The sequence below is a fragment of the Agrococcus sp. UYP10 genome (assembly GCF_040547205.1).
Classification (GTDB): Bacteria; Actinomycetota; Actinomycetes; order Actinomycetales; family Microbacteriaceae; genus Agrococcus; species Agrococcus jenensis.
Genome location: NZ_JBEPPG010000001.1, coordinates 1,815,190 through 1,838,724, shown reverse-complemented (window position 1 = coordinate 1,838,724; position 23,535 = coordinate 1,815,190). Strand labels below are relative to the sequence as shown.

The following is a 23,535-nucleotide window of genomic DNA, read 5'->3' as shown; positions in this document are numbered from 1 at the left end:
GCGTGGACCTCGTCTCGTTCGTCGTCGCGCTCGTCGCGGTGCTCATCGGCGCCGTCGGCCAGCGGATGATCGGGATGGGCTGGGGGCTCGTCGTCACGCCCGCGATCGCCCTCGTCGCGGGCCCGCTCGCGGCCGTGCTCGTCGTGAACCTCTACGGCGCCATCGCGTGCCTCGTGATCCTCCCCCAGGTCTGGCGCGACGTCGACTGGCGGCGGCTGCTGTGGATCGCGATCCCCGCGGTCGCGCTCATGGTGCCGGGGCTGCTGCTCGCGAAGGGGCTCGACACCGACCTGCTGCGCGTCGTCGTCGGTGTCATCGCGATCGCCGGCGTCGTCATCAGCGTCGCGTTCACGAGCGCGGCCCGCACCCACGACGGGCCGGTGCTGCGCGTCGCCACCGGCACCGCGATCGGCGTGCTCAACGCGAGCGTCGGCATGGGCGCGCCTGCCGTCGGCGTCTACTCGCTCGTCTCCGGCTGGCAGGACCGCACGTTCGTCGCCACGATGCAGCCGTTCTGGGTGCTCGTGAGCGGCGCGATCGTCGTCGTGCGGCCCTTCGTCGCGCCCGACGGCTCGCCGGACTGGCCGCTCTGGGCATGGCTCGTGCTCGCGGTGCCGGTCGTGGCCGGCGTGCTGCTCGGCAACCGCCTCGCCCACCTCGTGAACCGCACCGTCGTGCGCGCCGCCATCATCGGCCTGTCGGTGCTCGGCGGCGGCGCCCTCATCGTGACGGGCGCGATGGGCCTCGCCGGCTGACGCGGCTCGTCCGGCGCGAGCGCCAGCCGGCGCCCGCGCCAGCCAGAGCCCGCGTCAGCGGGCGTCCGTGCGCACCGCGGGCATGACGCCCGTGCCGATGGACTCGAACGCCTCCGGCCGCCGGTGCCGCGCGTGGAGCGCGATCGCCACCCCGACCACCGCGGCGACGACGAGCAGCCCCGGGAGCACGAACGTGAGCGGCGTCGACGACTCCTGGCCCAGCAGCAGGTTCCAGTTCGAGAGCGTCAGCACCGTCACCGTCGCGAAGAAGACCGCCGCGATCGCCGGCGCGATGAGCCGCGACCAGGTCGTCGTGTCGCGGCGGTCGCGAGCGAAGAAGCCGATGACCGCCGCCGAGACGACCGCCATGAGCACGATGAGCCCGAGCGCGCCGAGGTTCGTCAGCCAGGTGAAGAGGGTGAGCACCGGGTAGAGCGGGCCGAGCTCGCTGCCGGTGCCCGCGATCGCGAAGGCGATCACGATGACGGCCGCGAGCACCGACTGCGCCATCGAGCCGAGCGCGGGCGCGCCGCGGCCGTTCGCGCGACCGAAGGCGCGGGGCAGCATGTGCTCGCGCCCGAGCGCGAAGGCGTAGCGGGCGACGGCGTGGTGGAACGAGATGAGCGCGGCGAGCAGGCTCGAGATGAAGAGCACCTGGCCGATGTCGGCCACGAGCGTGCCGGCGCGGTCGCCCAGCTCGACGAAGAGCAGGTCGGGACCGTTCGCCTGCGCGTTCGCGACGACGGCGCTCGGGCCGCTGCTCATCTGCATCGCCCACGCGCTGAAGGCGTAGAAGAGGCCGATGACGATGACCGCCGCGTAGGTCGCGCGCGGCACCGTGCGCGCGGGGTCGCGCGCCTCCTCCGTGTAGATGGCTCCCGACTCGAAGCCCATGAAGGCGGCGATGCCCATGACGAGCACGACGCCGATGCCCGTCGCGAAGAGGTCGCCCGGCAGGAAGCCGGCGGCCGAGATGCCCTCGGGAGCCGTGCCGAGGGCGAGCAGGTCGTAGACGATCACGACGAGGAACTCGAGGGCGACGAGCACGCCGACCACCTTCACCGAGACGTCTACCCGGTTCACACCGAGCACCGCGATGAGCGCGATGGCGACGAGCACGAAGACCCACCACGGGACCTCGACGCCGGTCTTGGCCGCGACGAAGCTCGAGGTCGCGAAGCCGAGCATGCCGTAGATGCCGATCTGCATGGCGTTGTACGCCACGAGCGCCGTCCACGCGCTGCCGACCCCCGCCTCCGGCCCGAGGCCGCGAGCGATGTAGGCGTAGAAGGCGCCTGCATTGCGCACGTGCCGGCTCATGGCGACGTAGCCGGCCGCGTAGATCAGCAGCCCCGCGGCGAGCAGCAGCATGCCGAGCGGCACACCCGTGATGCCCGAGACGGCGTAGTTCGTCGTCACGCCGCCCGCGACGACGGTGAGCGGCGCGGACGCCGCGATGATCATGAAGACGATCGCGGGCACGCCGAGACGCCCGACGCCGCCGCCGAGGGCGGTGCGCGAGCGCTCCGTAGCGCCGGTCTCCTGAGATGCGATGGCCATGGCAGCTCCCTTGCTGTCACCGATGTTGCATCCGATGCTCGTCCTCGCCCGTAGCGATCGAGGGCCCCCGGCTTGACGCACCGCGCACGATCGCCGCGGCGGCTATCCTGGCGACGACCGCACCGGCGCGGCGGCAGGAGGCACGGTGGCAGGCAACTTCGACTTCCCCCCGCTCGAGGGTCCGACCCACGGCATCGCGGCGTGGCGCCGCGAGGTGGCGACGAGCTTCGTGCCCCTCGACGTGCATCCGCTCGGCGACGCGCCGTTCTGGGCGCGCAGCAGCCGGATCGACGTCGGCGAGGTGTCGGTGTTCCGCATCGAGCACGCGCCGAGCGTCGTGGCGCGCACGCCGAAGCTCGTGCGCCGGAGCCCGTCCGACCTCATCAAGGTGAGCCTCCAGCTCGAGGGCGAGGAGCTCATCGAGCAGGACGGCCGCGTCGCGCTCCTGCACGCCGGCGACCTCGCCATCTACGACACCTCGCGCCCCTACGCGCTGCGGTTCGACGGGCCCACGAGCCTGCTCGTCTTCACGTTCCCGCACGGCTACCTCGACATCCCCCGCGACGAGCTCGCGGCCGTCACCGCGACGGCCTTCGCACTCGAGTCGCCGCTCGGCCGCGTCGTCAACCCGTTCCTCGTCGGGCTCGCCCACAGCCTCTCGGAGCTGCCGGGCGCGAACGGCCAGCGCCTCGCGCGCACGGGCCTCGACCTGCTCATGACGCTCGTCTCGACGCAGCTGCAGCAGGGCGTGCAGCGCGACCCGCGCCGGCAGCTGCTGCACGAGCTGCTCGCCACGATCGACCGCATGCTCGACGACCCGTCGCTCTCCCCCGCAGCGATCGCCGCGGCCCACTACATCTCCACCCGGCACCTGCACGCCGTCTTCGCCGAGCACGGCATCACCGTCGCCGGCTGGATCCGCGAGCGCAGGCTCGAGCACATCCGGCGCGACCTCGCCGACGCCTCGATCGCCGACCAGCCGATCGCCCGCATCGCCGCGCGCTGGGGGCTCGTCAACCCCGCCCACTTCTCGCGCCTCTTCCGCACCACCTTCGGGCAGAGCCCGAGCGAGTACCGCGCGTCGACCTCGCTCGAGCCCGCGTCGGCGCCCGCACCCGCGCCCGCACCCGCCGACGAGCATCGCCTCGCAAGCAGCCTGCGCTGAGGGGCAACCGCCCGGACCTCGGCCGCGCCTAGCGTGAGGAGCACGCTGGACGAGGAGGTCCCATGCCCGACGCCACCCACACCCACGGCGCCCGCGACTCGCACGTGCTCGAGGCGACGCATCCGCTCGACGGCCTGACGCCGAGCGAGATCGACCGCGTGCGCGCCGCGCTCGAGGCCGCGGGCGAGCTGCTGCCCGACACGCGGTTCCCGCTGCAGGTGCTGCTCGACCCGGCGAAGGCGGCGGTCGCCGCCTGGCGCCCCGGCGTGCCGCTCGGCCGTCGCGTGCTCTCGACGCTGCTCGACACCGCATCCGGCCGCGTGCGGGAGGCGGTGGTCGCGCTCGACGACGACCGCGTCGAGTCGGTCGAGGTGCTGCCGACCGCCGAGCACCCCTACGGCCAGCCGCCCTACCTGTTCGAGGAGTACGAGCTCGTCGACGCGGTCGTCAAGGCGGATGCCGGCTGGCGGCGGGCGATGGAGGCGCGCGGCCTGCACGACCTGGATCGCGCGCTCGTCGTGCCGCTCGCGCCCGGCCAGTTCGGCGAGGTCGACGAGGTCGGCAAGCGCATGATGCGCTCGCTCACCTTCATGCCGCCGAACGAGGGCGACAACCCGTGGTCGTTCCCGGTCGAGGGCCTCGTGCTCATGGTCGACGTGACGGGTCAGCGGGTCGTGAAGCTCGTCGACGAGCGCCAGGTGCCGCTGCCGGTGCTCGACGCGAACTACGACGACGCGTCGGTCGGCGAGCGGCGCACATCGCTCAAGCCGCTGGAGATCACGATGCCGGAGGGCCCGAGCTTCTCGGTCGACGGGTCGGAGGTGATCTGGGAGCAGTGGCGGTTCCGGGTCGGCTTCTCGATGCGCGAGGGCCTCGTGCTCCACCAGCTGGGCTGGCAGGACGGCGACGAGCTGCGCCCGGTGCTGCACCGCGCGAGCGTGCCGGAGATGGTCGTGCCCTACGGCGACACGACCGAGACGCGGCGCTGGATCAGCTACTTCGACGCCGGCGAGTACAACCTCGGCAAGAACGCGAACGCGCTCTCGCTCGGCTGCGACTGCCTCGGCGCCATCCACTACTTCGACGCGCACCTCGCCGCCGACACCGGTGAGGCGATCACCATCCCCCGCGCGGTGTGCATGCACGAGGAGGACGCCGGCATCCTCTGGAAGCACCGCGAGCTCGACGGCGAGACCGTGCACGGGCGCCGATCGCGCCGGCTCGTCATCTCGTACTTCGCGACCGTCGGCAACTACGACTACGGCTTCTTCTGGTACCTCTACCTCGACGGGTCGATCCAGTTCGAGGCGAAGGCGACCGGCATCGTCTTCTGCGGCGCAGACCTGCCCGGGCTCGACCTGCCGCACGCGACCGAGATCGCGCCGGCGCTGTACGCGCCGATCCACCAGCACATCTTCTGCGCGCGGCTCGACTTCGACGTCGACGGCACCGACAACTACGTCGACCAGGTCGACCTCGTGCGGATCCCGATGGGCGACGCGAACCCGTGGGGCAACGCCTTCGGGCACCGGCGCGATCGCGTCCGCGAGGCGTCGGGCGTCTCCGGCAACGGGTCGCTCGGTCGCACCTGGCACATCGGGTCGTCGAGCCGCACGAACGCCGTCGGCCGGCCCACCGAGTACCAGCTCATCCCCGAGGCGCGCGCGACGCTCATGGCGGACCCGGGCTCGACGGTCGCCGCCCGCGCGACCTTCGCGACGAAGCACCTCTGGGTGACGTCGCAGCAGGACGACGACCTCTACCCGGCCGGTCGCTACCCGAACCAGCACGCGGGCGGCGCGGGACTCCCGGCGTCGGTCACGGCCGGCGGCGACGTCGACGGCGCCGACCTCGTCGTCTGGCACGCGTTCGGGCTCACGCACATCCCCCGGCCCGAGGACTGGCCGATCATGCCGGTCGACCTCACGGGCTTCTGGGTGAAGCCCTACGGCTTCCTCGACCGCAACCCGGCGCTCGACGTGCCGGATGCGATGGACGAGTGCGCGCACGAGCACGGCGGCCATGAGCACGGCCACGGGGCCAGCCACGACAGCGGCGGCGACGAGCGCGGCGGCCACGAGGGGCACCACGGCCACGACGGCGAGGAGCACGTCGCCATCCGCTGACCCCACGGAAAAGGGCCCCCGCGCCGCGGGGGCCCTTCGCCGTGCTGCCCGTCAGCCGTGGATGACCTGCGGCACGCCCATCGCCTTGAGGCCCTCGACGCCGAACTCGAGGCCGTAGCCGGAGCCCTTCACGCCGCCGAACGGCGCCATGGGGTGGATGGTGCCGTGCGAGTTGATCCAGACGGAGCCCGCCTGGATGCGCGCCGCGACCTCGCGGGCGCGCTCGGGATCGGACGACCACACGCTCGCGCCCAGCCCGGCGTCGCCGCGGTTCGCGCGCTCGATCGCGTCGTCGACGTCGGCGTACTTGAGGATCGGCAGCGCCGGCCCGAACTGCTCCTCGCGCACCAGGTCGGCGTCGTCGTCGAGGCCGTCGATGAGCGTCGCGGGGTAGAACCAGCCGGCAGCATCCCGGTCGGGATCGCCGCCGAGCACGACCCGGCCGCCGCGCGCCTTCGCGTCCTCGACGAGCCGGTCGACGACACCGAACTGCTGCTCGGTCGTGAGCGGACCGAGCACGTTCTGCTCGTCGGTGCCCGGACCCATGGGCATCGCGCCGGCGATGGCCGCGAGCTCCTGCACGACGTCGTCGTAGACGTCCTCGTGCACGTAGAGGCGCTTGAGCGCCGCGCACGTCTGGCCGGTGTTGATGAAGGCGCCCCAGAAGAGCCCCTCGGCGATCGCCTTCGGGTCGACGTCGGGCAGCACGATGCCGGGGTCGTTGCCGCCCAGCTCGAGCGTGAGCCGCGTCAGGTTGTCGGCGGATGCGCGCATGATCGCCTGCCCCGTCCGCGCCGAGCCGGTGAACGTCACCTTGCCGAACGCGGGGTGGCTGCCGATCGCCTCGCCCAGCTCGCGGTCGCCCGCGAGCACGGTGAAGAGGCCCTCGGGCAGGTGGCGGTTCACGAGGTGCGCGGTGGCGAGCACGCTGAGCGGCGTGTACTCGCTCGGCTTCATGACGACGCCGTTGCCCATCCGCAGCGCCGGCGCGAACTGCCAGGTCGCGATCATCGCGGGCCAGTTCCACGGGCCGATCGCGCCGACCAGGCCGATCGGGCGGTAGTAGACGGTCGCTTTGGCCTGCCCGTCGTCGACGACGACCTCCGGCTCGAGCGGCGTGGCGATCGTGGCGCGCAGCCAGCCGACGACCGCGCCCACCTCGAAGCGCGCGCCGGGGCCGCTCAGCGGCTTGCCCTGCTCGCGCGCGATGAGCTGCGCGAGCGCCTCGGCGCTCGCCTCGACCTCGTCCGCCGCGGCGGAGAGCGCGGCACGGCGCTCCTCGTCGGTGCGGGCGGCCCACTCGGGCTGCGCTGCGCGCGCGGCCAGGATGGCCTGCTCGAGGTCGTCGAGCGTCGCGCGCGGGGCGTGCGCGAACGCCTGCCCCGTCGCCGGGTCGATCACCGGCGTGCCGTGCTCCACGCTGACCGCTGCCAGCAGGCTCTCGTACGTCTCCACGGTCCCTCGTCCTTCCATGACGTCCGGCATGGGGCTCCCCTCCGCCGCGCTCCGTCGCACGGCTGCCGCCATGCTCACAGAGCCGCGCGGCCGCCGGTTATCGCGTCACGGTGCTCGGGTTGCCGATGCGTGCACGGCCATCGCAGTGGCTAGACCCCGACCGCCGCGCCGGCCACCGACAGCACGCCGTCGGCCCAGTCGCGCGCCGCCTCCGCGGCCGGCACCGGCCCGCCCGCGTCGTGCCGGCCGTACTCGCCGACGCGCTGCGCACCCCGCGCCGCGAGCGCCTCGTCGACGAGCTCGCTGCCGCGCGAGTAGGTCTTCGTGTAGCTGCGATCGCCCATGCCGAAGACGCCGTAGCGCAGGCCCGCGAGATCGGGCCGCTGCTCCTGGAGCGCACGCAGGAACGCGCGCGCCGCGGTCGGCACCTCGCCGTCGCCGTACGTCGAGCACACCACGAGGTGCAGGCGCGACGGATCGAGCCCGGCCGGGTCGGTCTCGGCGAGGTCGTGCACCTCGACCGACGCGCGATCCGCGAGCGCCCGGCGCAGCTCGTCAGCGACGAGCTCCGCACCGCCCGACTCCGTGCCGAAGAGCACGGTGACGGGCAGCCCGCCGCCGGATCCCACGGCGTCCTCGGCGACCTCGGGCAACGGGATGCCCGCGTCAGCGGCGGCGGCGAGCATCCGCTCGACGGCCTTGAGCTTGACGCGCTCCCGCCCTGGGGCCGCGCCGAGCCGCTCGAGCACATCGATGCGGCGCCAGCCGTCGAAGCCGACCTCGCCCGTCGTCGCCTGGAGCCCCGGCGCACCGAGCGCGACGGCGCCCGAGTCGATGTCGTCGGCGATCGCGCGCGCGAGGTCGCGCGCATCCGTCCGCTGGTCGGGGATCGTGCCGCGCGGTCCGCGCCGCAGCCATCCCGCCGTGTAGAGGCCCGGCTCGACGCGCCCGTCCGGATGCGCCCCCGGCACGGTCGGCGAGTCGGCGTCCGCCTCGAACCCGACGGCTGTCACCACCGCGTCCGCCGCGAGCGCGACCTCGCCGTCGGCACCCGCGAAGACCACTCGCTCGACGCCGCCGTCGCCCTCGATCCGGGCAGGCGCCAGGCCGAACCACCAGTGCACCTCGACGCGCGCGGACGCCGCCGACGCTGTCGAGAGGGCGCGCACCGCATCCGCACGGGCATCCTTGCCCTCCGCGAGCGCCTCGAGCGCCGCGCCGTGCACGTGGTGCGCGACGCCGGGCAGGCCCGCGAGCTCGCGCACCATGACCGGGTCGAACTTCGCGGCGGTCGGGCCGCTGCGCCCGACGACGTGGATCGTCCGCACGCCCGCCGCGAGCCGCGCGTGCGCCTCGTCGTCGACGTCGGTGCCCTCGAGCCCGTCGGCGTCGCGCGCGAGCAGCCGCACGAGGTCCATCGCGACGTTGCCGTGCCCCACGACCACGACCCGCTCGCCGAGCGACGGCGCATCCCCCTCGTCGGGATGCGCGTTGAGCAGCCGGGTGATGCGGCCCGCGCCGTGCACGCCGTCGAGCGCGGCGCCCGGGATGCCGAGCCCACGATCGGCGTGCATGCCGGTCGCGAGCACGACGGCGTCGTACGCGCCGCGCAGCGCGTCGAGCGAGACGTCGGTGCCGAGCCGCAGGTTGCCGCGGAACCGCACGCCCTCGCGCAGGAAGAGGCGGTCGAACTGCGCCGTCACCGACTTCGTGCCGGCGTGGTCGGCGGCGACGCCCGAGCGGACGAGCCCGTACGGCACGGGGAGCGCGTCGAGCACGTCGAGCTCGGCGCTCGGGAACCGGCGCCGCAGCGCATGCGCTGTGAAGCAGCCGGCGGGCCCGGAGCCGACGACGGCGATGCGCGGTGCGACGGCCTGCCCTGTGCCCGGCGCTGCCGACGCGCCGGGGTCTGCCGCCGTGCGGGGTGCGACCGACGCCCAGCGCACCGGCAGCCGCAGCATGCCGCGGAAGACCCATCCGCCGATCTCGGCCGGCTGCTCGGGCACGAGCTCCAGCCCCCGCAGCCGCTCGAACAGCATCGGCAGCGCGACGTCGGCGACCTCGGAGCGCGCGACCCACGCGCCGAGGCAGACGTGCACGCCCTTGCTGAACGCGAGGTGCGGCTTGACCTCCCGACGGATGTCGAACGCGGCTGCGTCGTCCCAGACGCGCTCGTCGCGGTTCGCGGACAGGATGCAGATGCCCAGTCGGGCGCCCGCCGGCAGGCGCACACCGGTCAGCTCCACGTCGCGCGTCGTCTGCCGGGAGTAGAGGCCGATGGGCGCGATCCAGCGCAGTGTCTCGTCGAACGCCGCGTGCCAGAGGCTCGCGTCCGCCTCGACCGCGCGACGCTGCTCGGGATGCGCGAGCAGCCCCCACGCCGCGACGCCCAGCACGTCGCGAGGCTCGTTGAGCCCCCCGCCGATCGTCATCTTCACGTTGGCCCGGATGCGCTCCATGGGCATCTCGTAGTCCGGGATGCGCAGCAGCTGCGACAGCAGCGACTCGTTGGGGTTGGCCGCGTGCCAGGGCAGCATCTCGTCGAGCACCGCGTCGACCTCGTCGAACGAGCGCTTGCCCTTCGCCCACACCTCGGGGTCGTCGGCGTAGTTGCCGGTCGCGTCGATCAGCGTCTGCGACCAGCGCTGCAGATCCTGCTGGCTCACGCTGTGGAGGCCGATGATCTGGCGCAGGCTCTCGGCGGCGAACGGCGCGGCGAAGTCCCAGATGAGGTCGGCATCGCCACCCCGCTGCGCCTTCGCGACCATCTCGTCGAGGTACTGCTCGGCAGTGCGCTCGAACACCTGCTGCCAGTGGCGCTTCACGACGCCGGGGCGCAGGGTCGGCTGCCATGCCTTGCGCTCGAGGTAGTGCTCGGGGTCGTCGCGCCGCAGCATCGAGTGCCCCATGGCGCGGATCTGCAACGAGCCCCGCTCGTTCGCCGAGAAGACGGTCTGGTCGAGCTCTGTCTCGTGCACCGCCGCGTACGAGGTGATCAGGTAGCGACCGACGGCCGGCACCCAGTGCACACCGCCCTCGGCGCGCAGGCGCTCGTAGATGGGGAACGGATCGCGGTACAGGTCCGGGATGGTCACCCAATCGGCGACGGGAGCTTCCTTGCTCGGCATGGCACGTCCTCGTGGTCAGAGCAGCCCGATCGGTGCTCGTCTCGAGTCTGCCCGCGCGTCTACTGTTGGAAAAGCGGATTGATCGTCCGTTCAACGTCGGATGGACCGAACATGCACGCCTTCGACTCGCCGCCCTTCACGCTGCGGCAGCTGTCGTTCCTCGTCGCCGCGGCCGACGAGGGCACCGTCGCCGCCGCCGCCGCACGGGTGCACGCCTCGCCGTCCGCGGTCTCGGAGGCGCTCACCGAGCTCGAGCGCTCGCTCGGCGCGCGCCTCATGGTGCGGCGCCGCGCGCGCGGGCTCACGCTGACGAGCACCGGCGTGGAGGTCGTGGCCCGGGCGCGCGAGCTGCTCACGTCGGCGCGCGAGCTCGAGAGCTCGCTGCACGGCGCGGCGGGCGAGCTCGTCGGGCCCATCACCATCGGCTGCTACCCGACCCTCGCGCCGACGGTGCTGCCGCCGATCCTGCAGGGCTTCGGCAGCGCGCATCCGCGCGTCGAGCTCGAGATCGTCGAGGCGACGCACGACCGGCTGCAGGGCAGGCTCGAGTCGGGGCAGGTCGACGTGGCGTTCGTCTACGACACGCTCGTGCCCGGGCAGCCCAGCCGGGCGCGGCTCTTCGAGCTGCCCGCTCACGCCGTGCTCGCCGCCGACGATCCGCTCGCCGCCGACGAGACCGTGCGGCTCGAGCAGCTCGTCGAGCGCGACCTCATCCTGCTCGACGCCCCGCCCTCGAGCGAGCACACCATGTCGCTCTTCGCCGCCCAGGGGCTCGTGCCACGCGTGCGCCACCGCGTGCAGAGCTACGAGGCGGTGCGAGCGCTCGTGGGCCGCGGGCTCGGCTACGGCATCCTCGTGCAGCGGCCCGCGAACCGCGCGAGCTACGAGGGCTACCCTGTCGCCATGCTCGAGATCACCCCGGCGGTGCCGCCCGTCGGGATCGACGTCATCTGGCCGACCGCACCGGCGCCGACCGAGCGCGTCCAGGAGCTCATCCGCTTCGCCCGCTCGCTGCCATGGCCGCAGCCGCGATGACGACGCTGGACTGGGGCATCAAGGCCTCGCTGCTCGCGTACGTGCGCAGGATGGCCGACGGCTCGGTCGAGGCCACGGACGGCGCCACGACGACGGACGCGGGCATCCGATTCGAGGGCGTGGGCGGGCTCGCGTTCCGCGGTGCGGTCTCGCTCACCGGGCACGGCGGGATGCTGCGTGTGACGATCGCCGACCCCGCCATCGTCGAGGCTGACGATGGGTGGCTGCTCGAGATCGCCGATCCCGACGACCCGTCGAGCCGGCTCGCCTTCGCCACGATCGCCGCGTTCGACGGCCGGCGCGCGAGCGGCACCGCGCTGACGCAGGACGGCGCGGACCTGTTCTTCGGGCCGTACGCGCTCGGGACGGCGATCGACGACCCGGTGCTCGCGGACTGACCGGCAGCGCCGCGACCCGCGAACCGCCCGGGCACGCGAACGGGGGCCCCGCCGCAGCGGGACCCCCGTCCGATGATTCGACCTACTTGGCGGAGTGCGCCGCGCGGTCGACGTCGGAGAGCTCGACGTACTCGTCGCCCTTCTGCCACGACTCCCAGCGGCCCGAGCGCTCGAACTCGATCGAGAGCGGGATGCCGGTGCGGTCCTTCATCAGCAGCGTGCCGATGAGCGAGATGACCACGGTCACGAGCAGGTAGCCGACGATCGACCACGTCGAGCCGGTCGCCTGCAGGAGGGCCTGGGCGATCGTCGGCGCGAACGCGCCACCGATGATCGCGCCGATCGCGTAGGCGATCGAGACGCCCGAGTAGCGCACGCCTGCCGGGAAGGACTCGGCGTACCAGGCGGCCTGCGCGCCGTAGGTGAGGCCGAGGCCGGCGCCGAGCAGGATGGTGCCGAGCGCGACGCCCCACACGCCCTGCTCCACGAGGACGAACAGCGGCACGATCGTCACGGCCAGCACGATCCAGCCCATGATGTAGAGGCGCTTGCGGCCGATGCGGTCGGAGAGCGCGCCCGCGACGAACGTGAACACGAGCCACGACAGCGAGCCGGCGAAGGTCGCGAGCTGCACGCCCACCGGGTCGAAGCCGAGCCCGGGCGGGGTGCCGTCGACGGGGCGGGAGGCGAGGCCCTGCACGTACCCACCGGTCGTCATGTAGCCGGTCGCGTTGTTGGCCATGAAGACCATCGCGGCGAAGAGCACGATGAGGCCGTACTTGCGGAAGACCTGCACGATCGGCGCCGACTCCTGCTGGGCCGTCTGCTTGATCTCCTGGAAGACCGGCGACTCGTCGACCGAGCGGCGCACGACGTAGCCGACCACGACGAGCAGGATCGAGACGAAGAACGGGATCCGCCAGCCGACCTCGAGGAACGCGTCGCCCGGGAAGGCGGCGCGGATGCCCGCGAGGATGCTCGTCGCGAGCAGCATGCCGAGCGGCACGCCCGCCTGGACGAACGAGCCGTAGAGGCCGCGACGGCCCTGGGGCGCGTGCTCGATGGCCATGAGCACGGCGCCGCCCCACTCACCACCGGCGGAGATGCCCTGCAGGATGCGGAGCAGGATGAGCAGCACCGGTGCGAGGAAGCCGGCCTGCTCGAACGTCGGCAGCGCGCCGACGAGCGTGGTCGCGATGCCCATGAGGAGCAGCGTGAGCACGAGCATCGGGCGGCGGCCGATCTTGTCGCCGAAGTGGCCGGCGAGGAACGCGCCGAGCGGGCGGAACAGGAACGAGATGCCGATGGTGATGAGCGACAGGATCTGCATCATGCCCTCGCCGGCGGGCTGGAAGAACAGCTGCGCGAAGACGAGGTTCGCCATGAAGGCGTAGATGAAGAAGTCGTACCACTCGATGGTGGTGCCGACGACGACGGCCGCGAGGACCTTGTTGCGCTCCTTGGTGGAGGTGATGCCGTGAGTCGTGCTGTGAGACACGCTGACTCCTTTGTCAGTGAGGTGGCCAGGAGGGGTCCAGCCGGGATCTGTGGCGAACATATACGATTTCGTGCACGACAGCAAGGCCCGCGTGCAGCGGCCGATCGCAGCCCTCAGAGAGGCCACGATCCCCTCCTGAACGGAGCCTTGCACGGCCGATACGGAATCGTATACGATGCCCGCATGGATGCATCGTCGCACCGCCCAGCGGGCGCTCCCCCTGCCGCCGAGGCCGCCTGGGCGCTGCTCGGCGCGAGGCCCGGCAAGGTCTTCGCGATGCACATCGGCTACGCCGCCCGCGCCGCGCAGAAGGGCCGCACGCCCGAGGCGCCGGGCTTCTTCCTGAAGCCCGCGACGTCGCTCTCCACCGGCGGCGAGGCCGAGGTGCCGGCCGGCACCGCGATCTTCGGCTTCGAGGGCGAGATCGCCATCGTCATCGGCCGGCACGCGCGCCGCGTCGACGAGGCGGATGCCTGGTCGCACGTCGCCGCCGTCACCGCGGCCAACGACCTCGGCGTCTTCGACCTCCGCTGGGTCGACAAGGGCGCGAACCTGCGCTCGAAGGGCGGCGACGGCATGACGCCGATCGGCCCCGTGCTGCTGCCCGCCGAGCGGCTCGACCCGGCTGCCATCGAGGTGCGCACCTGGCTCGACGGCGAGCTCGTCCAGGCCGACTCCACTTCGACGCTCATCTTCTCGCTGCCGCAGATCGTCAGCGACCTCTCCCAGCTCATCACCCTCGAGCCGGGCGACGTCATCCTCACCGGCACGCCCGCCGACGCCTCGACCTTCTTCCCCGGCCAGCGCGTCGAGGTCGAGGTCACCGCGACCGCGCTCGACGGCGAGCAGCTCGCGACCGGCAGGCTCGTGACCACCCTGCGGGTCGGCGAGCAGCAGCTGCCGCCGTACTCCGCGCAGCCGAAGCCGACCCCCGAGCAGTGGGCCGACGCATCCGGGCGCCCGATCGCCGAGTTCCAGGCGCCCGCCGCACCCGTGCTCGACGACGAGCTGCGCGCGCGGCTCTCGCGGGTCGCCCTCGCGACCCTCTCGTCGGGGCTGCGGAAGCGCGGCCTCAACAACGTCTCGATCGACGGGCTGCGCACGACGCAGCCGGGCAAGCGCCTCGTCGGCACCGCCCGCACGCTGCGCTACGTGCCGAACCGCGAGGACCTCTTCAAGACCCACGGCGGCGGGTACAACGCGCAGAAGCGGCTCTTCGACTCGCTGCAGCCCGGCGAGGTCGTCGTGATCGAGGCGCGCGGCGACAACCGCTCCGGCACCCTCGGCGACATCCTGGCCCTCCGCGCCCGGCACCTCGGCGCAGCGGGCCTCATCACCGACGGCGGTGTGCGCGACCTCGACGTCGTGACCGAGATCGGCGTGCCGACCTACCACGCGGGCGGCCACCCCGCCGTGCTCGGCCGCCTGCACGTGCCGTGGTCCTTCGACGAGACGATCGCCTGCGGCGGCGCCACCGTGCAGCCCGGCGACATCATCGTCGGCGACGGCGACGGCGTGCTCGTGATCCCGCCGGGCATCGCGCGCGAGCTCGTCGACGAGGCGATCCAGCAGGAGCGCGAGGAGGAGTTCATCGCGGCCCAGGTCGACGCCGGCCACCCGGTCGACGGCCTCTTCCCGATGAACGCCGAGTGGCGCGCCAGGTACGAGGCGTCGATCGCCGACGCGGGGGACGCGTGAGCGGCCGGCGCGCGAAGACCGCGGCGATCGCCGGGGACGGCGGCGCCATCGCGCCCTCGAAGTCGCAGCGCGCCTATGACCTGCTCCACGATCGCATCGTCGACGGCACCTACTCCCCCGGCTACCGGCTCGTGCTCGACGCGATCGGCCGCGAGCTCGACATGAGCGTCGTGCCCGTGCGCGAGGCGATCCGCCGGCTCGAGGCCGAGGGCATGATCACGTTCGAGCGCAACATCGGCGCGCGCGTCGCCGAGATCGACGAGCTCGAGTACCACGACACCATGGAGACGCTCTCGCTCGTCGAGGGCGCGGCCGTGATGCTCGCCGCGGGCCTGTACTCGAAGTCGGACGTCGACGAGGCGCGGGCGATCAACGCGCAGATGCGCGAGAGCCTCGCCGCCTTCGACCCCGTGCAGTTCACGGCGCTCAACGAGGCGTTCCACCGGCGTCTGACGGATGTGTGCCACAACGAGGTGCTCGGCGACGTCATCGACAACGGCTGGAAGCGGCTCGCGCGGCTGCGCCAGTCGACGTTCTCGTTCGTGCCGAGCCGCGCGATCTCGTCCGTCGACGAGCACGACGCGATCCTCGCCCTCATCGAGGAGGGCGCCGACCCGCGCTCCATCGAGCTCGCCGTGCGCGCGCACCGGCTCGCGACACCCGACGCCTTCCTGCACCGCAAGCGCCCCGCCGCCCCCTGACCTCCCCATCCTTCGCCGCCCATCGGCGCGCCCCGAACCGACAGAAACGGAGCCATCATGGCCACCCAGCCCGCAGGCATCCCCGACCTGATCCCCCACTACATCGACGGCGAGCGCGTCGGCTCGGTCGACGGCGACACGTTCGGCGTGCTCAACCCCGTCACGAACCAGGACTACACCGTCGCCGCGTCGGGCAAGCAGGCCGACATCGACCTGGCCGTCGCCGCCGCGACCCGCGCGTTCCACGAGGGCCCGTGGCCGCGCATGAAGAACCGCGAGCGCGCCCGCATCCTCAGCCGCATCGCCGACATCGTCGAGTCGCGCGACCAGGAGCTCGCGCAGCTCGAGTCGTGGGACTCCGGCCTCCCGATCACCCAGGCGCGCGGCCAGGCGCAGCGCGCGGCCGAGAACTTCCGCTTCTTCGCCGACCTCATCGTGGCCGGCCGCGACGACACCTACAAGGTGCCCGGCACGCAGGTGAACTACGTCAACCGCAAGCCCAAGGGCGTCGCCGGCCTCATCACGCCCTGGAACACGCCGTTCATGCTCGAGTCGTGGAAGCTGGGCCCCGCGCTCGCCTCCGGCTGCACGGTCGTGCTCAAGCCCGCCGAGTTCACGCCGCTGTCGGCCTCGCTCTGGGCCGGCATCTTCGAGGAGGCCGAGCTGCCGCGCGGCGTCTTCAACCTCGTCAACGGCTTCGGCGAGACTGCCGGCGACGCGCTCGTGAAGCACCCCGACGTGCCGCTCATCTCGTTCACCGGCGAGAGCAGCACCGGCAAGCTCATCTTCGGCAACTCGGCGCCGCACCTCAAGGCGCTGTCGATGGAGCTCGGCGGCAAGAGCCCCGCCGTCGTCTTCGCCGACGCGGACCTCGACGCAGCGATCGACTCGACGCTCTTCGGCGTCTTCTCGCTCAACGGCGAGCGCTGCACCGCCGGCAGCCGCATCCTCGTCGAGCGCTCCGTCTACGAGGAGTTCCTCGAGCGCTACGCCGAGCGCGCCAGGAACATCGTGGTCGGCGACCCCGGCGACCCGAAGACCGAGGTGGGCGCGCTCGTGCACCCCGAGCACTTCGACAAGGTGATGTCGTACGTCGAGATCGGCAAGGGCGAGGGCCGCCTGCTCGCCGGCGGCGGCCGGCCCGATGGCTTCCCCGAGGGCAACTACGTCGCCCCCACGGTGTTCGCCGACGTCGCGCCGGATGCACGGATCTTCCAGGAGGAGATCTTCGGCCCGGTCGTCGCGATCACGCCGTTCGACTCGGACGAGGAGGCGCTCGAGCTCGCGAACAACACGAAGTACGGGCTCGCCGCCTACATCTGGACGAACAACCTCAAGCGCGCGCACCTGTTCTCGCAGAACGTCGAGGCCGGCATGGTGTGGCTGAACAGCCACAACGTGCGCGACCTCCGCAGCCCGTTCGGCGGCGTGAAGGCCTCCGGCCTCGGCCACGAGGGCGGCTACCGCTCGCTCGACTTCTACAGCGACCAGCAGGCCGTGCACATCACGCTCGGCGACGTCCACACCAGCCGCTTCGGCGCATCCGCCTGACCCGAACTGCGAAGGAGCAGCACCATGAACGCGACCCCCACGCCCGAGATCACGAAGCCCAGCGTCCCGGCGCCCGACATCATCCGCTGCGCGGCGATGGACCTCGTCGTCACCGACCTCGCCGCGAGCCGCGCCTTCTACGTCGACGTGCTGGGCCTGCACGTGACCGAGGAGGACGACGAGGCGATCTACCTGCGGTCGTTCGAGGAGTTCATCCACCACAACCTCGTGCTGCGGAAGGGCCCGGTCGCGGCCGTCGCCGCCTTCGCCTACCGCGTGCGCACCCCCGAGGACGTCGACCGCGCCGAGGCCTACTACCGGGAGCTCGGCTGCCGCACCGAGCGTCGCGCCGGCGGCTTCCAGAAGGGCTTCGGCGACAGCGTGCGCGTCGAGGATCCGCTGGGCTTCCCCTACGAGTTCTTCTACGCGACCGAGCACGCCGAGCGCCTGCACCAGCGGTACGACCTGATCTCGGCGGGCGAGCTCGTGCGCCTCGACCACTTCAACCAGGTCACCCCCGACGTGCCGCGTGGCCGGAAGTACCTCGAGGACCTCGGCTTCCGCGTCACCGAGGACATTCAGGACGACCAGGGCGTCACCTACGCGGCGTGGATGCAGCGCAAGGGCACCGTGCACGACACGGCGCTCACCGGCGGCAACGGCCCGCGCATGCACCACATCGCGTTCTCGACGCACGAGAAGCACAACATCATCCAGATCTGCGACAAGCTCGGCGCGCTCCGGATGTCCGACCACATCGAGCGCGGACCGGGCCGCCACGGCGTCTCGAACGCGTTCTACCTCTACATCACCGATCCCGACGGGCACCGCATCGAGATCTACACGCAGGACTACTGGACCGGTGACCCGGACAACCCCGTCATCACGTGGGACGTGCACGACAACCAGCGCCGCGACTGGTGGGGCAACCCGGTCGTGCCCTCCTGGTACACCGAGGCGTCGCCCGTGCTCGACCTCGACGGCAACGTCGTCGAGGTCGTCGAGCGCACTGACTCCAGCGAGATGGAGGTGACGATCGGCGCCGACGGCTTCTCGTACACGCGCGTCGGCGACGACGACGGCACCTACCGGGGCGAGGCCTCGAAGGGCTTCAAGATCGGCACCCAGCTGTGACGGCGGGACCCGCCTCGACTCCAGGCGGTCCCGGCCGGGGCCTCGACGACGCGACGGTCGCGCGGATCGCCGACGAGCTCGCCGAGGCCACCCGCTCGCGCGGCACGATCGAGAGGATCTCGGCGCGGTTCCCCGAGGCGACGATCGAGGACTCCTACGCCGTGCAGCGCATCTGGCGCGCGCGTCGCGAGGAGGCCGGCGCGCGCCTCGTGGGCCGCAAGATCGGGCTCACGAGCAAGGCGATGCAGTTCGCGACCGGCATCACCGAGCCCGACTACGGCGTCATCTTCGCCGACCAGGCGTACCCCTCTGGCGCCACGGTCGAGCACGCGCAGTGGTCGAACGTGCGCGTCGAGGTCGAGCTCGCGTTCGTGCTCCGCTCGCCGCTCGAGGGCCAGGGACTGACAGTCGAGCAGGTGCTCGACGCGACCGAGGTCGTCGTGCCCGCGCTCGAGATCCTCGACTCGCACATCGAGCTCGAGGGCCGCACGATCGTCGACACCATCAGCGACAACGCGGCGCTCGGCGCGATCGTCGTCGGCGACGTCGAGATCGGCCCGCGCGACCGCAACCTCGCCTGGATCGGGGCGCACTGCCTCGTGAACGGCGAGATCATCGAGACCGGCGTCTCGGGCGGCGTGCTCGGCAATCCCGCGCACGGGGTCGCGTGGCTGGCGGGCAAGCTCGCGCAGCACGGCGACCGCCTCGAGGCGGGCGAGCTCATCCTCGCCGGGTCGTTCACGCGACCGGTGTGGGTGCAGCCCGGCGACGTCGTCACGACGCACTTCCAGGACATGGGCTCGATCGAGGTGACGTTCCGATGAGCACCTTCCGCGATGTGCTCGCCGCGGCCGACGCGCCGCTCGTGGGCCTGTGGAACGCATCCGGCAGCGCCGTCGCCGCCGAGATCATGGCGGGCTCCGGCGCCGACCTGCTGCTCGTCGACGGCGAGCACGGGCCGATCTCGATCAGCGAGATGCTGCCGATCCTGCAGGCCGCGGCCGCGTATCCCGTCACGACGATCGTGCGGGTGCCGTGGAACGACCCCGTGACGATCAAGCAGGTGCTCGACCTCGGCGCCGTCAACGTGCTCGTGCCGATGGTGTCGACCGCGGCGGATGCGGCGGCCGCCGTCCGCGCCGCCCGCTACCCCGGCGGCGACGGCGCGCGCGAGGGCGCGCGCGGCATCGGCTCGGCGCTCGCCCGCTCGTCGCGCTGGGGCCGGATCGCCGGCTACGTGCAGGACGCGGATGCGCACGTGTCGGTGACCGTGCAGATCGAGACGGCCGAGGGGGTCGCGAACGCGGCCGAGATCGCGGCGGTCGACGGCGTCGACGCCGTCTTCATCGGCCCCGCCGACCTCGCGGGCTCGATGGGCTTCCCGGGCCGGCCGTCCGAGCCGGCGGTCGTCGCCGCCGTCGACGCGACGATCGAGGCGGTGCGCTCGACCGGCACGCCGGTGGGCGTGAACACGTTCGCCGAGGCCGACGCCGACCGCTGCCTCGCACGCGGCGCGGCGTTCGTCTTCGTCGCGGCCGACGTGACGCTCATGGCGCGCGGCTCCGAGGCAGCGGTGGCGCGGCTCAAGCGCACCGACGCCGCGACCGACGCGTACTGACCCCCAGCGAGCGCGAACTTCCCCGAACTCCGGGTTCTCAGGCCGAGAACCCGAAGTTCGGGGAAGTTCGGCGTTTGCCGCGCCCTTGCGCGCGCTGGCTAATGGCATTAGCCTGAGCGCATGAGCACCACCGCATCCGCCTCGCTCGACCTCGACGGCGTCGCGCTCGCCTACGACCTCGCCGTGCCCGCGGGCACCGTCGACGCCCCGCTCATCGTCCTCCTGCCCGGCATGGGCGACCTGCGCAGCGCCTACCGGCACCTCGTGCCCCTGCTCGTCGCGGAGGGCTTCCGCGTCGCGACGCTCGACCTGCCCGGCCACGGCGACTCGGGCATCTCGCCGACGCCCGTCGGGCAGGCGCAGATCGCTCGCGCCGCCGCCGCCCTCGTCGAGCGGCTCGGCGGCCCCGCGATCGTCGTCGGGCACTCCTTCACGCCGGACAGCGCGCTGCTCGCGACGCAGCTGGCACCGGGGTCGACCGTCGGGGCGGTGGCGATCGCGCCGTGGGCGACGACCCCCCGGGTGTCGGCGCTCATGCGCGCGGTGACGTCGCTCGTGACCCACTCCCCCCTGCTCTGGTCGCTGTTCTACCGCTCGCTGCACAAGGCGCCGCCCGCCGACCTCGGCGCGCACCGCCGCCGCATCGTGGCCGCGCTCCGCCGCCCGCACGGCACCGACGCGCTCGTCGCCATGGGCACCGGCGCCACGAAGGACGCGATCGACGCGCGCGGCAGCCAGACCGCACCGGTCGCGGTCGTGATGGGCAGCGCCGATCCCGACTTCCCGGATCCCGCAGCCGAGGCGCAGGTGTACGCCGACGCCACGCGCGGCGAGGTCACGATGATCGAGGGCGCGGGGCACTACCCGCACGCCGAGCGCCCCGCGGAGACGGCGGCGGCCGTGCTCGCGCTCGCGCGCCGCGTCGGGTGGCCGGTGGCCCGTGCCTAGGGCGGGGCTCAGCCCCGCCCTCCTCGTCGACCTCGCGCTCGCGGAGCTCGACGACACCGGCGGCGCGCCGCTCTCGCTCGGCGCGGTCGCCGCGCGCGCGGGCGTGAAGCCGCCGTCGCTCTACAAGCACGTCGCGGGGCTGCCCGAGCTCGAGGCGCTCGTCGGCGCGCGCATCACCGACGACCTGGGCGCCGCGATCGGCGAGGCCGTCGGTGAGTCGACCGGGGCGGATGCCGCACGGGCGTTCCTGCACGCGTACCGCTCGTTCGCGGTGCGGCACCCGGCCCGCTACCGCGCGCTCCCCGCCCGGCCCGTCGGGCATCCGGCGCTCGAAGCGGCCGGCGCGCGCGTCATGGCGATCGCCGAGCGGGCGGTCGACCACCTCGACGGCGATGATGCGGTGCACGCGCTGCGGGGCCTCCGCGCGGTCGCGCACGGCTTCGCCACCCTCGAGGCCGCGGGCGGCTTCGGCCTGCCCGCCGAGGTCGACGCATCCTTCGACCGGCTCGTCGACCGGGTCGTCGGCGACTGATCCGTTCCCGGGGTACACCGCGCAGGTGACTGGGGTACAGTTCTGCGCCATCACAGGAACCCGGCGAGAGGACACACCGTGTCGAGCAGAGACCCCATCGACGCCACGCTCGACGCAGCGGACGCGCCGGCCCCCGACCACGACGAGAAGCCCGACGCCCCGCAGAAGCTCGAGGGCTCGAGCTGGAAGTACGCGCTCAAGCGCGCGCTGAAGGAGTTCGGCAGCGACGGCGGCACGGACCTCGCCGCGATGCTGACGTACTACATGGTGCTCTCGCTCGCGCCGGGCCTGCTCGCGGTCTTCTCGATCATCTCGCTCGTGCTGGCCAACAACGCGTCGACCGTGACCGGCATCCTCGACGAGGCCGTGCGGCAGGTGCCCGAGGACTTCCAGGATCTCGTCGTCAACCTCGTCGAGACGATGACGGACTCGGCGGCCGGCGGCGTCATCGCCCTCATCATCGGCATCGCGACGGCTGTGTGGTCGGCATCCGCCTACGTCAAGTCGTTCTCGCGCTGCATGAACATCATCTACGGCATCGAGGAGGGCCGCGGCTTCATCAAGCAGACCGCGACGATGCTGCTCATCACGGTCGCGCTGCTCGTGGGCGTCGTCGTCATCCTCGTGTCGCTCGCCATCAACGACGCGCTCGTGACCGGTGTGCTCGGGCCGATCGCCGAACCGCTCGGCCTCAGCGGCTTCCTCGCCTTCATGACGCAGACCTTCCTGCCGATCTGGGCGTGGGTGAAGTGGCCCGTGATCCTCGCCCTCGTCATCGCGATGATCGCGCTGCTCTACTACCTGGCGCCGAACCTGCAGCAGCCGAAGTTCACGTGGGTCAGCATCGGCTCGATCGTCGCCATCATCGGCATCGCGATCGCATCCGTGGCCCTGGGGCTCTACTTCACGTTCGGCTCGGGCTACAGCTCGTACGGCGCGATCGGCACCGTGATGGCGCTGCTATTCGCGCTCTGGATCTTCAACATCGTGCTGCTGCTCGGCGCCGAGGTCGACGCCGAGGTCGAGCGCGCTCGAGAGCTGCAGGCGGGCATCGAGGCCGAGTCGGCGATCCAGCTGCCGCCGCGCGGCACGAAGAAGGTCGAGAAGCAGGCGGAGGCGCGCGACAAGCTCGAGGCCGAGGGCCGCGAGATCCGCGAGCAGCACGAGGACGGCACGGGCGAGCTCGGCAACGACTCCGGCGACGACTCTCGCGACGACCGCGGCTCACGCCAGGGGCAGCGGTCGGACGAGCGCCCGCGCACGAGGGCTGCGGCTCGGGAGCCGGAGCGCCGCCGGTCGTCGTCCCGCCGATTCCTCGGCATCTTCCCGCGGCGCGACCGCGACTGAGGCTCGCCGCCGCACGGACCCGATTCCATCCGCGGTCGGGTCCTTCTCTCGTCGTGTGCGGAGGTCAGCGGCTCGGCGACCGCGTCGACCACAGCGCCCACGCGATCAGCACGGGCTGGAAGAAGAGTCGGCCGAAGCGGCGCTCGTCGGTGTCGAGGCCGAACGCGTCGCGATGGTGCAGCCACTGCGCGATGTTGCCGGGGAAGACGGCGCCGAAGAACGCAGCGGCCACCTTCCCCACGTGCGGGCGGATGCCGGCGGGCGCGAGCGCGATCGCGGTGCCGAGCGCGATCTCCACGACGCCCGAGGCGAGCACGATGCCGTCCTCGTCGAGCGGCGCGAGCTCCACGACCGTCTCGGGCACCTGTGCCCGGAAGTCGCGGCGGGCGAAGGTGAGGTGGCTGACGCCGGCGAAGACGAGCGCGCCGCCGAGCACGAGCCGGGCGGCACCGCGCAGCGCCATCAGGCGGCCTGCCCGAGCGCGACGAGCCCCGTGATCACGGCGATCGCCGGGAAGAACCCCTGCACCACCGCGGCGCGGGCCTTCGTGCGGTCGGACATCACGAGGTAGAGCGCGGCGGCGAGCATGATGCCGGTCGCAGTGAGCAGCACCGCGAGTCCGGCGCCGCGCGCTCCGGCGACGATGATGACGACGCCCGCGAGCGCGGCCACGCCGAGCAGCAGGTTGTAGACGCCCTGGTTGGCGGCGAGCTGCTTCGACTGCGCAGCCTGCTGCTCGCTCGTGCCGAAGACGCGTCGCGTGCCCGGCTCCTCCCACCGCAGCGTCTCGAGCACGAAGATGTAGCCGTGGACGGCCGCGGCGAGCGCGGCGGCGATGCAGGCGATGACGGCGAGGTCCATGCGCCGCAGTCTAGGGCGCGCGAGC

20 protein-coding genes are annotated in these 23,535 nt (G+C 72.6%); 14 read left to right on the top strand and 6 right to left on the bottom strand.

Going from position 1 to position 23,535, the window contains the following annotated elements:
- The first annotated feature begins 2 nt into the window (after nucleotides 1-2).
- Entirely contained in the window at nucleotides 3-755 is a 753-nt protein-coding gene (locus tag ABIB37_RS09070; protein WP_354259473.1) for a TSUP family transporter, read from the top strand.
- A 54-nt stretch (nucleotides 756-809) separates the two neighbouring features.
- On the opposite strand, the gene ABIB37_RS09065 is transcribed toward ABIB37_RS09070, so the two are convergent.
- The gene (locus ABIB37_RS09065; RefSeq protein WP_354259470.1) at nucleotides 810-2,315 is read right to left on the bottom strand and encodes an APC family permease; all 1,506 of its coding nucleotides are present in this window, start codon (nucleotides 2,313-2,315) and stop codon (nucleotides 810-812) included.
- 145 nt (nucleotides 2,316-2,460) lie between these two features.
- On the opposite strand from ABIB37_RS09065, the gene ABIB37_RS09060 reads away from it, so the two are divergent.
- Both ABIB37_RS09060 and ABIB37_RS09055 read left to right on the top strand, forming a co-directional pair.
- Nucleotides 2,461-3,480: an AraC-like ligand-binding domain-containing protein gene (locus tag ABIB37_RS09060; RefSeq protein WP_354259467.1), complete on the top strand. Its 1,020-nt coding sequence runs from the start codon at nucleotides 2,461-2,463 to the stop codon at nucleotides 3,478-3,480.
- A 62-nt stretch (nucleotides 3,481-3,542) separates the two neighbouring features.
- Nucleotides 3,543-5,606 (top strand): primary-amine oxidase, encoded by a 2,064-nt coding sequence (locus ABIB37_RS09055; protein WP_354259464.1) that lies wholly within the window; start codon nucleotides 3,543-3,545, stop codon nucleotides 5,604-5,606.
- 51 nt (nucleotides 5,607-5,657) lie between these two features.
- Here the strand turns inward: ABIB37_RS09055 and ABIB37_RS09050 are convergent, their stop codons facing one another.
- Together ABIB37_RS09050 and ABIB37_RS09045 are read right to left on the bottom strand one after the other, a co-directional pair.
- Nucleotides 5,658-7,061: an aldehyde dehydrogenase family protein gene (locus ABIB37_RS09050; RefSeq protein WP_354259461.1), complete on the bottom strand. Its 1,404-nt coding sequence runs from the start codon at nucleotides 7,059-7,061 to the stop codon at nucleotides 5,658-5,660.
- Between the two features lie 149 nt (nucleotides 7,062-7,210).
- Nucleotides 7,211-10,189 (bottom strand): cytochrome P450, encoded by a 2,979-nt coding sequence (locus tag ABIB37_RS09045; RefSeq protein ID WP_354259458.1) that lies wholly within the window; start codon nucleotides 10,187-10,189, stop codon nucleotides 7,211-7,213.
- Between the two features lie 111 nt (nucleotides 10,190-10,300).
- Here ABIB37_RS09045 and ABIB37_RS09040 point away from each other — a divergent pair, with 111 nt between their 5' ends.
- Together ABIB37_RS09040 and ABIB37_RS09035 are read left to right on the top strand one after the other, a co-directional pair.
- Nucleotides 10,301-11,224, top strand: coding sequence for a LysR substrate-binding domain-containing protein (locus ABIB37_RS09040; protein ID WP_354259455.1), 924 nt, complete (start codon nucleotides 10,301-10,303; stop codon nucleotides 11,222-11,224).
- A complete protein-coding gene (locus ABIB37_RS09035; protein ID WP_354259453.1) occupies nucleotides 11,206-11,622 on the top strand; it encodes an HtaA domain-containing protein in 417 nt (138 codons plus the stop codon). The genes ABIB37_RS09040 and ABIB37_RS09035 overlap by 19 nt, the downstream gene beginning before the upstream one ends.
- Before the next feature lie 82 nt (nucleotides 11,623-11,704).
- On the opposite strand, the gene ABIB37_RS09030 is transcribed toward ABIB37_RS09035, so the two are convergent.
- Complete coding sequence (locus ABIB37_RS09030; RefSeq protein WP_354259450.1) at nucleotides 11,705-13,120, bottom strand: MFS transporter; 1,416 nt, start codon at nucleotides 13,118-13,120, stop codon at nucleotides 11,705-11,707.
- A gap of 183 nt (nucleotides 13,121-13,303) precedes the next feature.
- Between ABIB37_RS09030 and ABIB37_RS09025 the strand changes: the two genes are divergently transcribed.
- The 9 genes from ABIB37_RS09025 (at nucleotide 13,304) to ABIB37_RS08985 (ending at nucleotide 22,649) form a co-directional block, all read left to right on the top strand.
- A complete protein-coding gene (locus ABIB37_RS09025; protein ID WP_354259448.1) occupies nucleotides 13,304-14,818 on the top strand; it encodes a fumarylacetoacetate hydrolase family protein in 1,515 nt (504 codons plus the stop codon).
- Nucleotides 14,815-15,519, top strand: coding sequence for a GntR family transcriptional regulator (locus ABIB37_RS09020; protein ID WP_354259445.1), 705 nt, complete (start codon nucleotides 14,815-14,817; stop codon nucleotides 15,517-15,519). The genes ABIB37_RS09025 and ABIB37_RS09020 overlap by 4 nt, the downstream gene beginning before the upstream one ends.
- A gap of 57 nt (nucleotides 15,520-15,576) precedes the next feature.
- The gene (gene hpaE, locus ABIB37_RS09015) at nucleotides 15,577-17,070 is read left to right on the top strand and encodes a 5-carboxymethyl-2-hydroxymuconate semialdehyde dehydrogenase (RefSeq protein ID WP_354259442.1); all 1,494 of its coding nucleotides are present in this window, start codon (nucleotides 15,577-15,579) and stop codon (nucleotides 17,068-17,070) included.
- 24 nt (nucleotides 17,071-17,094) lie between these two features.
- Nucleotides 17,095-18,204 (top strand): 3,4-dihydroxyphenylacetate 2,3-dioxygenase, encoded by a 1,110-nt coding sequence (hpaD, locus tag ABIB37_RS09010; RefSeq protein WP_123695937.1) that lies wholly within the window; start codon nucleotides 17,095-17,097, stop codon nucleotides 18,202-18,204.
- Nucleotides 18,201-19,028, top strand: coding sequence for a 2-keto-4-pentenoate hydratase (locus ABIB37_RS09005; RefSeq protein ID WP_354259439.1), 828 nt, complete (start codon nucleotides 18,201-18,203; stop codon nucleotides 19,026-19,028). Before hpaD ends, ABIB37_RS09005 begins: the two co-directional genes overlap by 4 nt.
- The gene (locus tag ABIB37_RS09000) at nucleotides 19,025-19,822 is read left to right on the top strand and encodes an HpcH/HpaI aldolase family protein (protein WP_354259437.1); all 798 of its coding nucleotides are present in this window, start codon (nucleotides 19,025-19,027) and stop codon (nucleotides 19,820-19,822) included. Before ABIB37_RS09005 ends, ABIB37_RS09000 begins: the two co-directional genes overlap by 4 nt.
- A 120-nt stretch (nucleotides 19,823-19,942) precedes the next feature.
- Complete coding sequence (locus ABIB37_RS08995) at nucleotides 19,943-20,770, top strand: alpha/beta fold hydrolase (RefSeq protein ID WP_354259434.1); 828 nt, start codon at nucleotides 19,943-19,945, stop codon at nucleotides 20,768-20,770.
- Nucleotides 20,763-21,302 (top strand): TetR/AcrR family transcriptional regulator, encoded by a 540-nt coding sequence (locus tag ABIB37_RS08990; RefSeq protein ID WP_354259432.1) that lies wholly within the window; start codon nucleotides 20,763-20,765, stop codon nucleotides 21,300-21,302. The genes ABIB37_RS08995 and ABIB37_RS08990 overlap by 8 nt, the downstream gene beginning before the upstream one ends.
- 78 nt (nucleotides 21,303-21,380) lie before the next feature.
- Nucleotides 21,381-22,649 (top strand): YihY/virulence factor BrkB family protein, encoded by a 1,269-nt coding sequence (locus ABIB37_RS08985; protein ID WP_354259429.1) that lies wholly within the window; start codon nucleotides 21,381-21,383, stop codon nucleotides 22,647-22,649.
- Between the two features lie 64 nt (nucleotides 22,650-22,713).
- Here ABIB37_RS08985 and ABIB37_RS08980 read toward each other — a convergent pair whose 3' ends face one another.
- Together ABIB37_RS08980 and ABIB37_RS08975 are read right to left on the bottom strand one after the other, a co-directional pair.
- Nucleotides 22,714-23,112 carry a DoxX family protein gene (locus ABIB37_RS08980; protein WP_354259427.1) on the bottom strand — a complete coding sequence of 133 codons (399 nt, stop codon included), beginning with the start codon at nucleotides 23,110-23,112 and terminating at the stop codon, nucleotides 22,714-22,716.
- The gene (locus tag ABIB37_RS08975; RefSeq protein ID WP_354259424.1) at nucleotides 23,112-23,510 is read right to left on the bottom strand and encodes a DUF1304 domain-containing protein; all 399 of its coding nucleotides are present in this window, start codon (nucleotides 23,508-23,510) and stop codon (nucleotides 23,112-23,114) included. The genes ABIB37_RS08980 and ABIB37_RS08975 overlap by 1 nt, the downstream gene beginning before the upstream one ends.
- Nucleotides 23,511-23,535: the final 25 nt, after the last annotated feature.

Excerpts from the sequence above, each read along its gene's own strand:
- ABIB37_RS09065 (WP_354259470.1), bottom strand. The coding sequence starts at position 2,315 with ATGGCCATCGCATCTCAGGAGACCGGCGCTACGGAGCGCTCGCGCACC.
- ABIB37_RS09055 (WP_354259464.1), top strand. The coding sequence starts at position 3,543 with ATGCCCGACGCCACCCACACCCACGGCGCCCGCGACTCGCACGTGCTC.
- ABIB37_RS09045 (WP_354259458.1), bottom strand. The coding sequence starts at position 10,189 with ATGCCGAGCAAGGAAGCTCCCGTCGCCGATTGGGTGACCATCCCGGAC.
- ABIB37_RS09040 (WP_354259455.1), top strand. The coding sequence starts at position 10,301 with ATGCACGCCTTCGACTCGCCGCCCTTCACGCTGCGGCAGCTGTCGTTC.
- ABIB37_RS09035 (WP_354259453.1), top strand. The coding sequence starts at position 11,206 with ATGGCCGCAGCCGCGATGACGACGCTGGACTGGGGCATCAAGGCCTCG.
- ABIB37_RS09025 (WP_354259448.1), top strand. The coding sequence starts at position 13,304 with ATGGATGCATCGTCGCACCGCCCAGCGGGCGCTCCCCCTGCCGCCGAG.
- hpaE (WP_354259442.1), top strand. The coding sequence starts at position 15,577 with ATGGCCACCCAGCCCGCAGGCATCCCCGACCTGATCCCCCACTACATC.
- hpaD (WP_123695937.1), top strand. The coding sequence starts at position 17,095 with ATGAACGCGACCCCCACGCCCGAGATCACGAAGCCCAGCGTCCCGGCG.
- ABIB37_RS09000 (WP_354259437.1), top strand. The coding sequence starts at position 19,025 with ATGAGCACCTTCCGCGATGTGCTCGCCGCGGCCGACGCGCCGCTCGTG.
- ABIB37_RS08995 (WP_354259434.1), top strand. The coding sequence starts at position 19,943 with ATGAGCACCACCGCATCCGCCTCGCTCGACCTCGACGGCGTCGCGCTC.
- ABIB37_RS08980 (WP_354259427.1), bottom strand. The coding sequence starts at position 23,112 with ATGGCGCTGCGCGGTGCCGCCCGGCTCGTGCTCGGCGGCGCGCTCGTC.
- ABIB37_RS08975 (WP_354259424.1), bottom strand. The coding sequence starts at position 23,510 with ATGGACCTCGCCGTCATCGCCTGCATCGCCGCCGCGCTCGCCGCGGCC.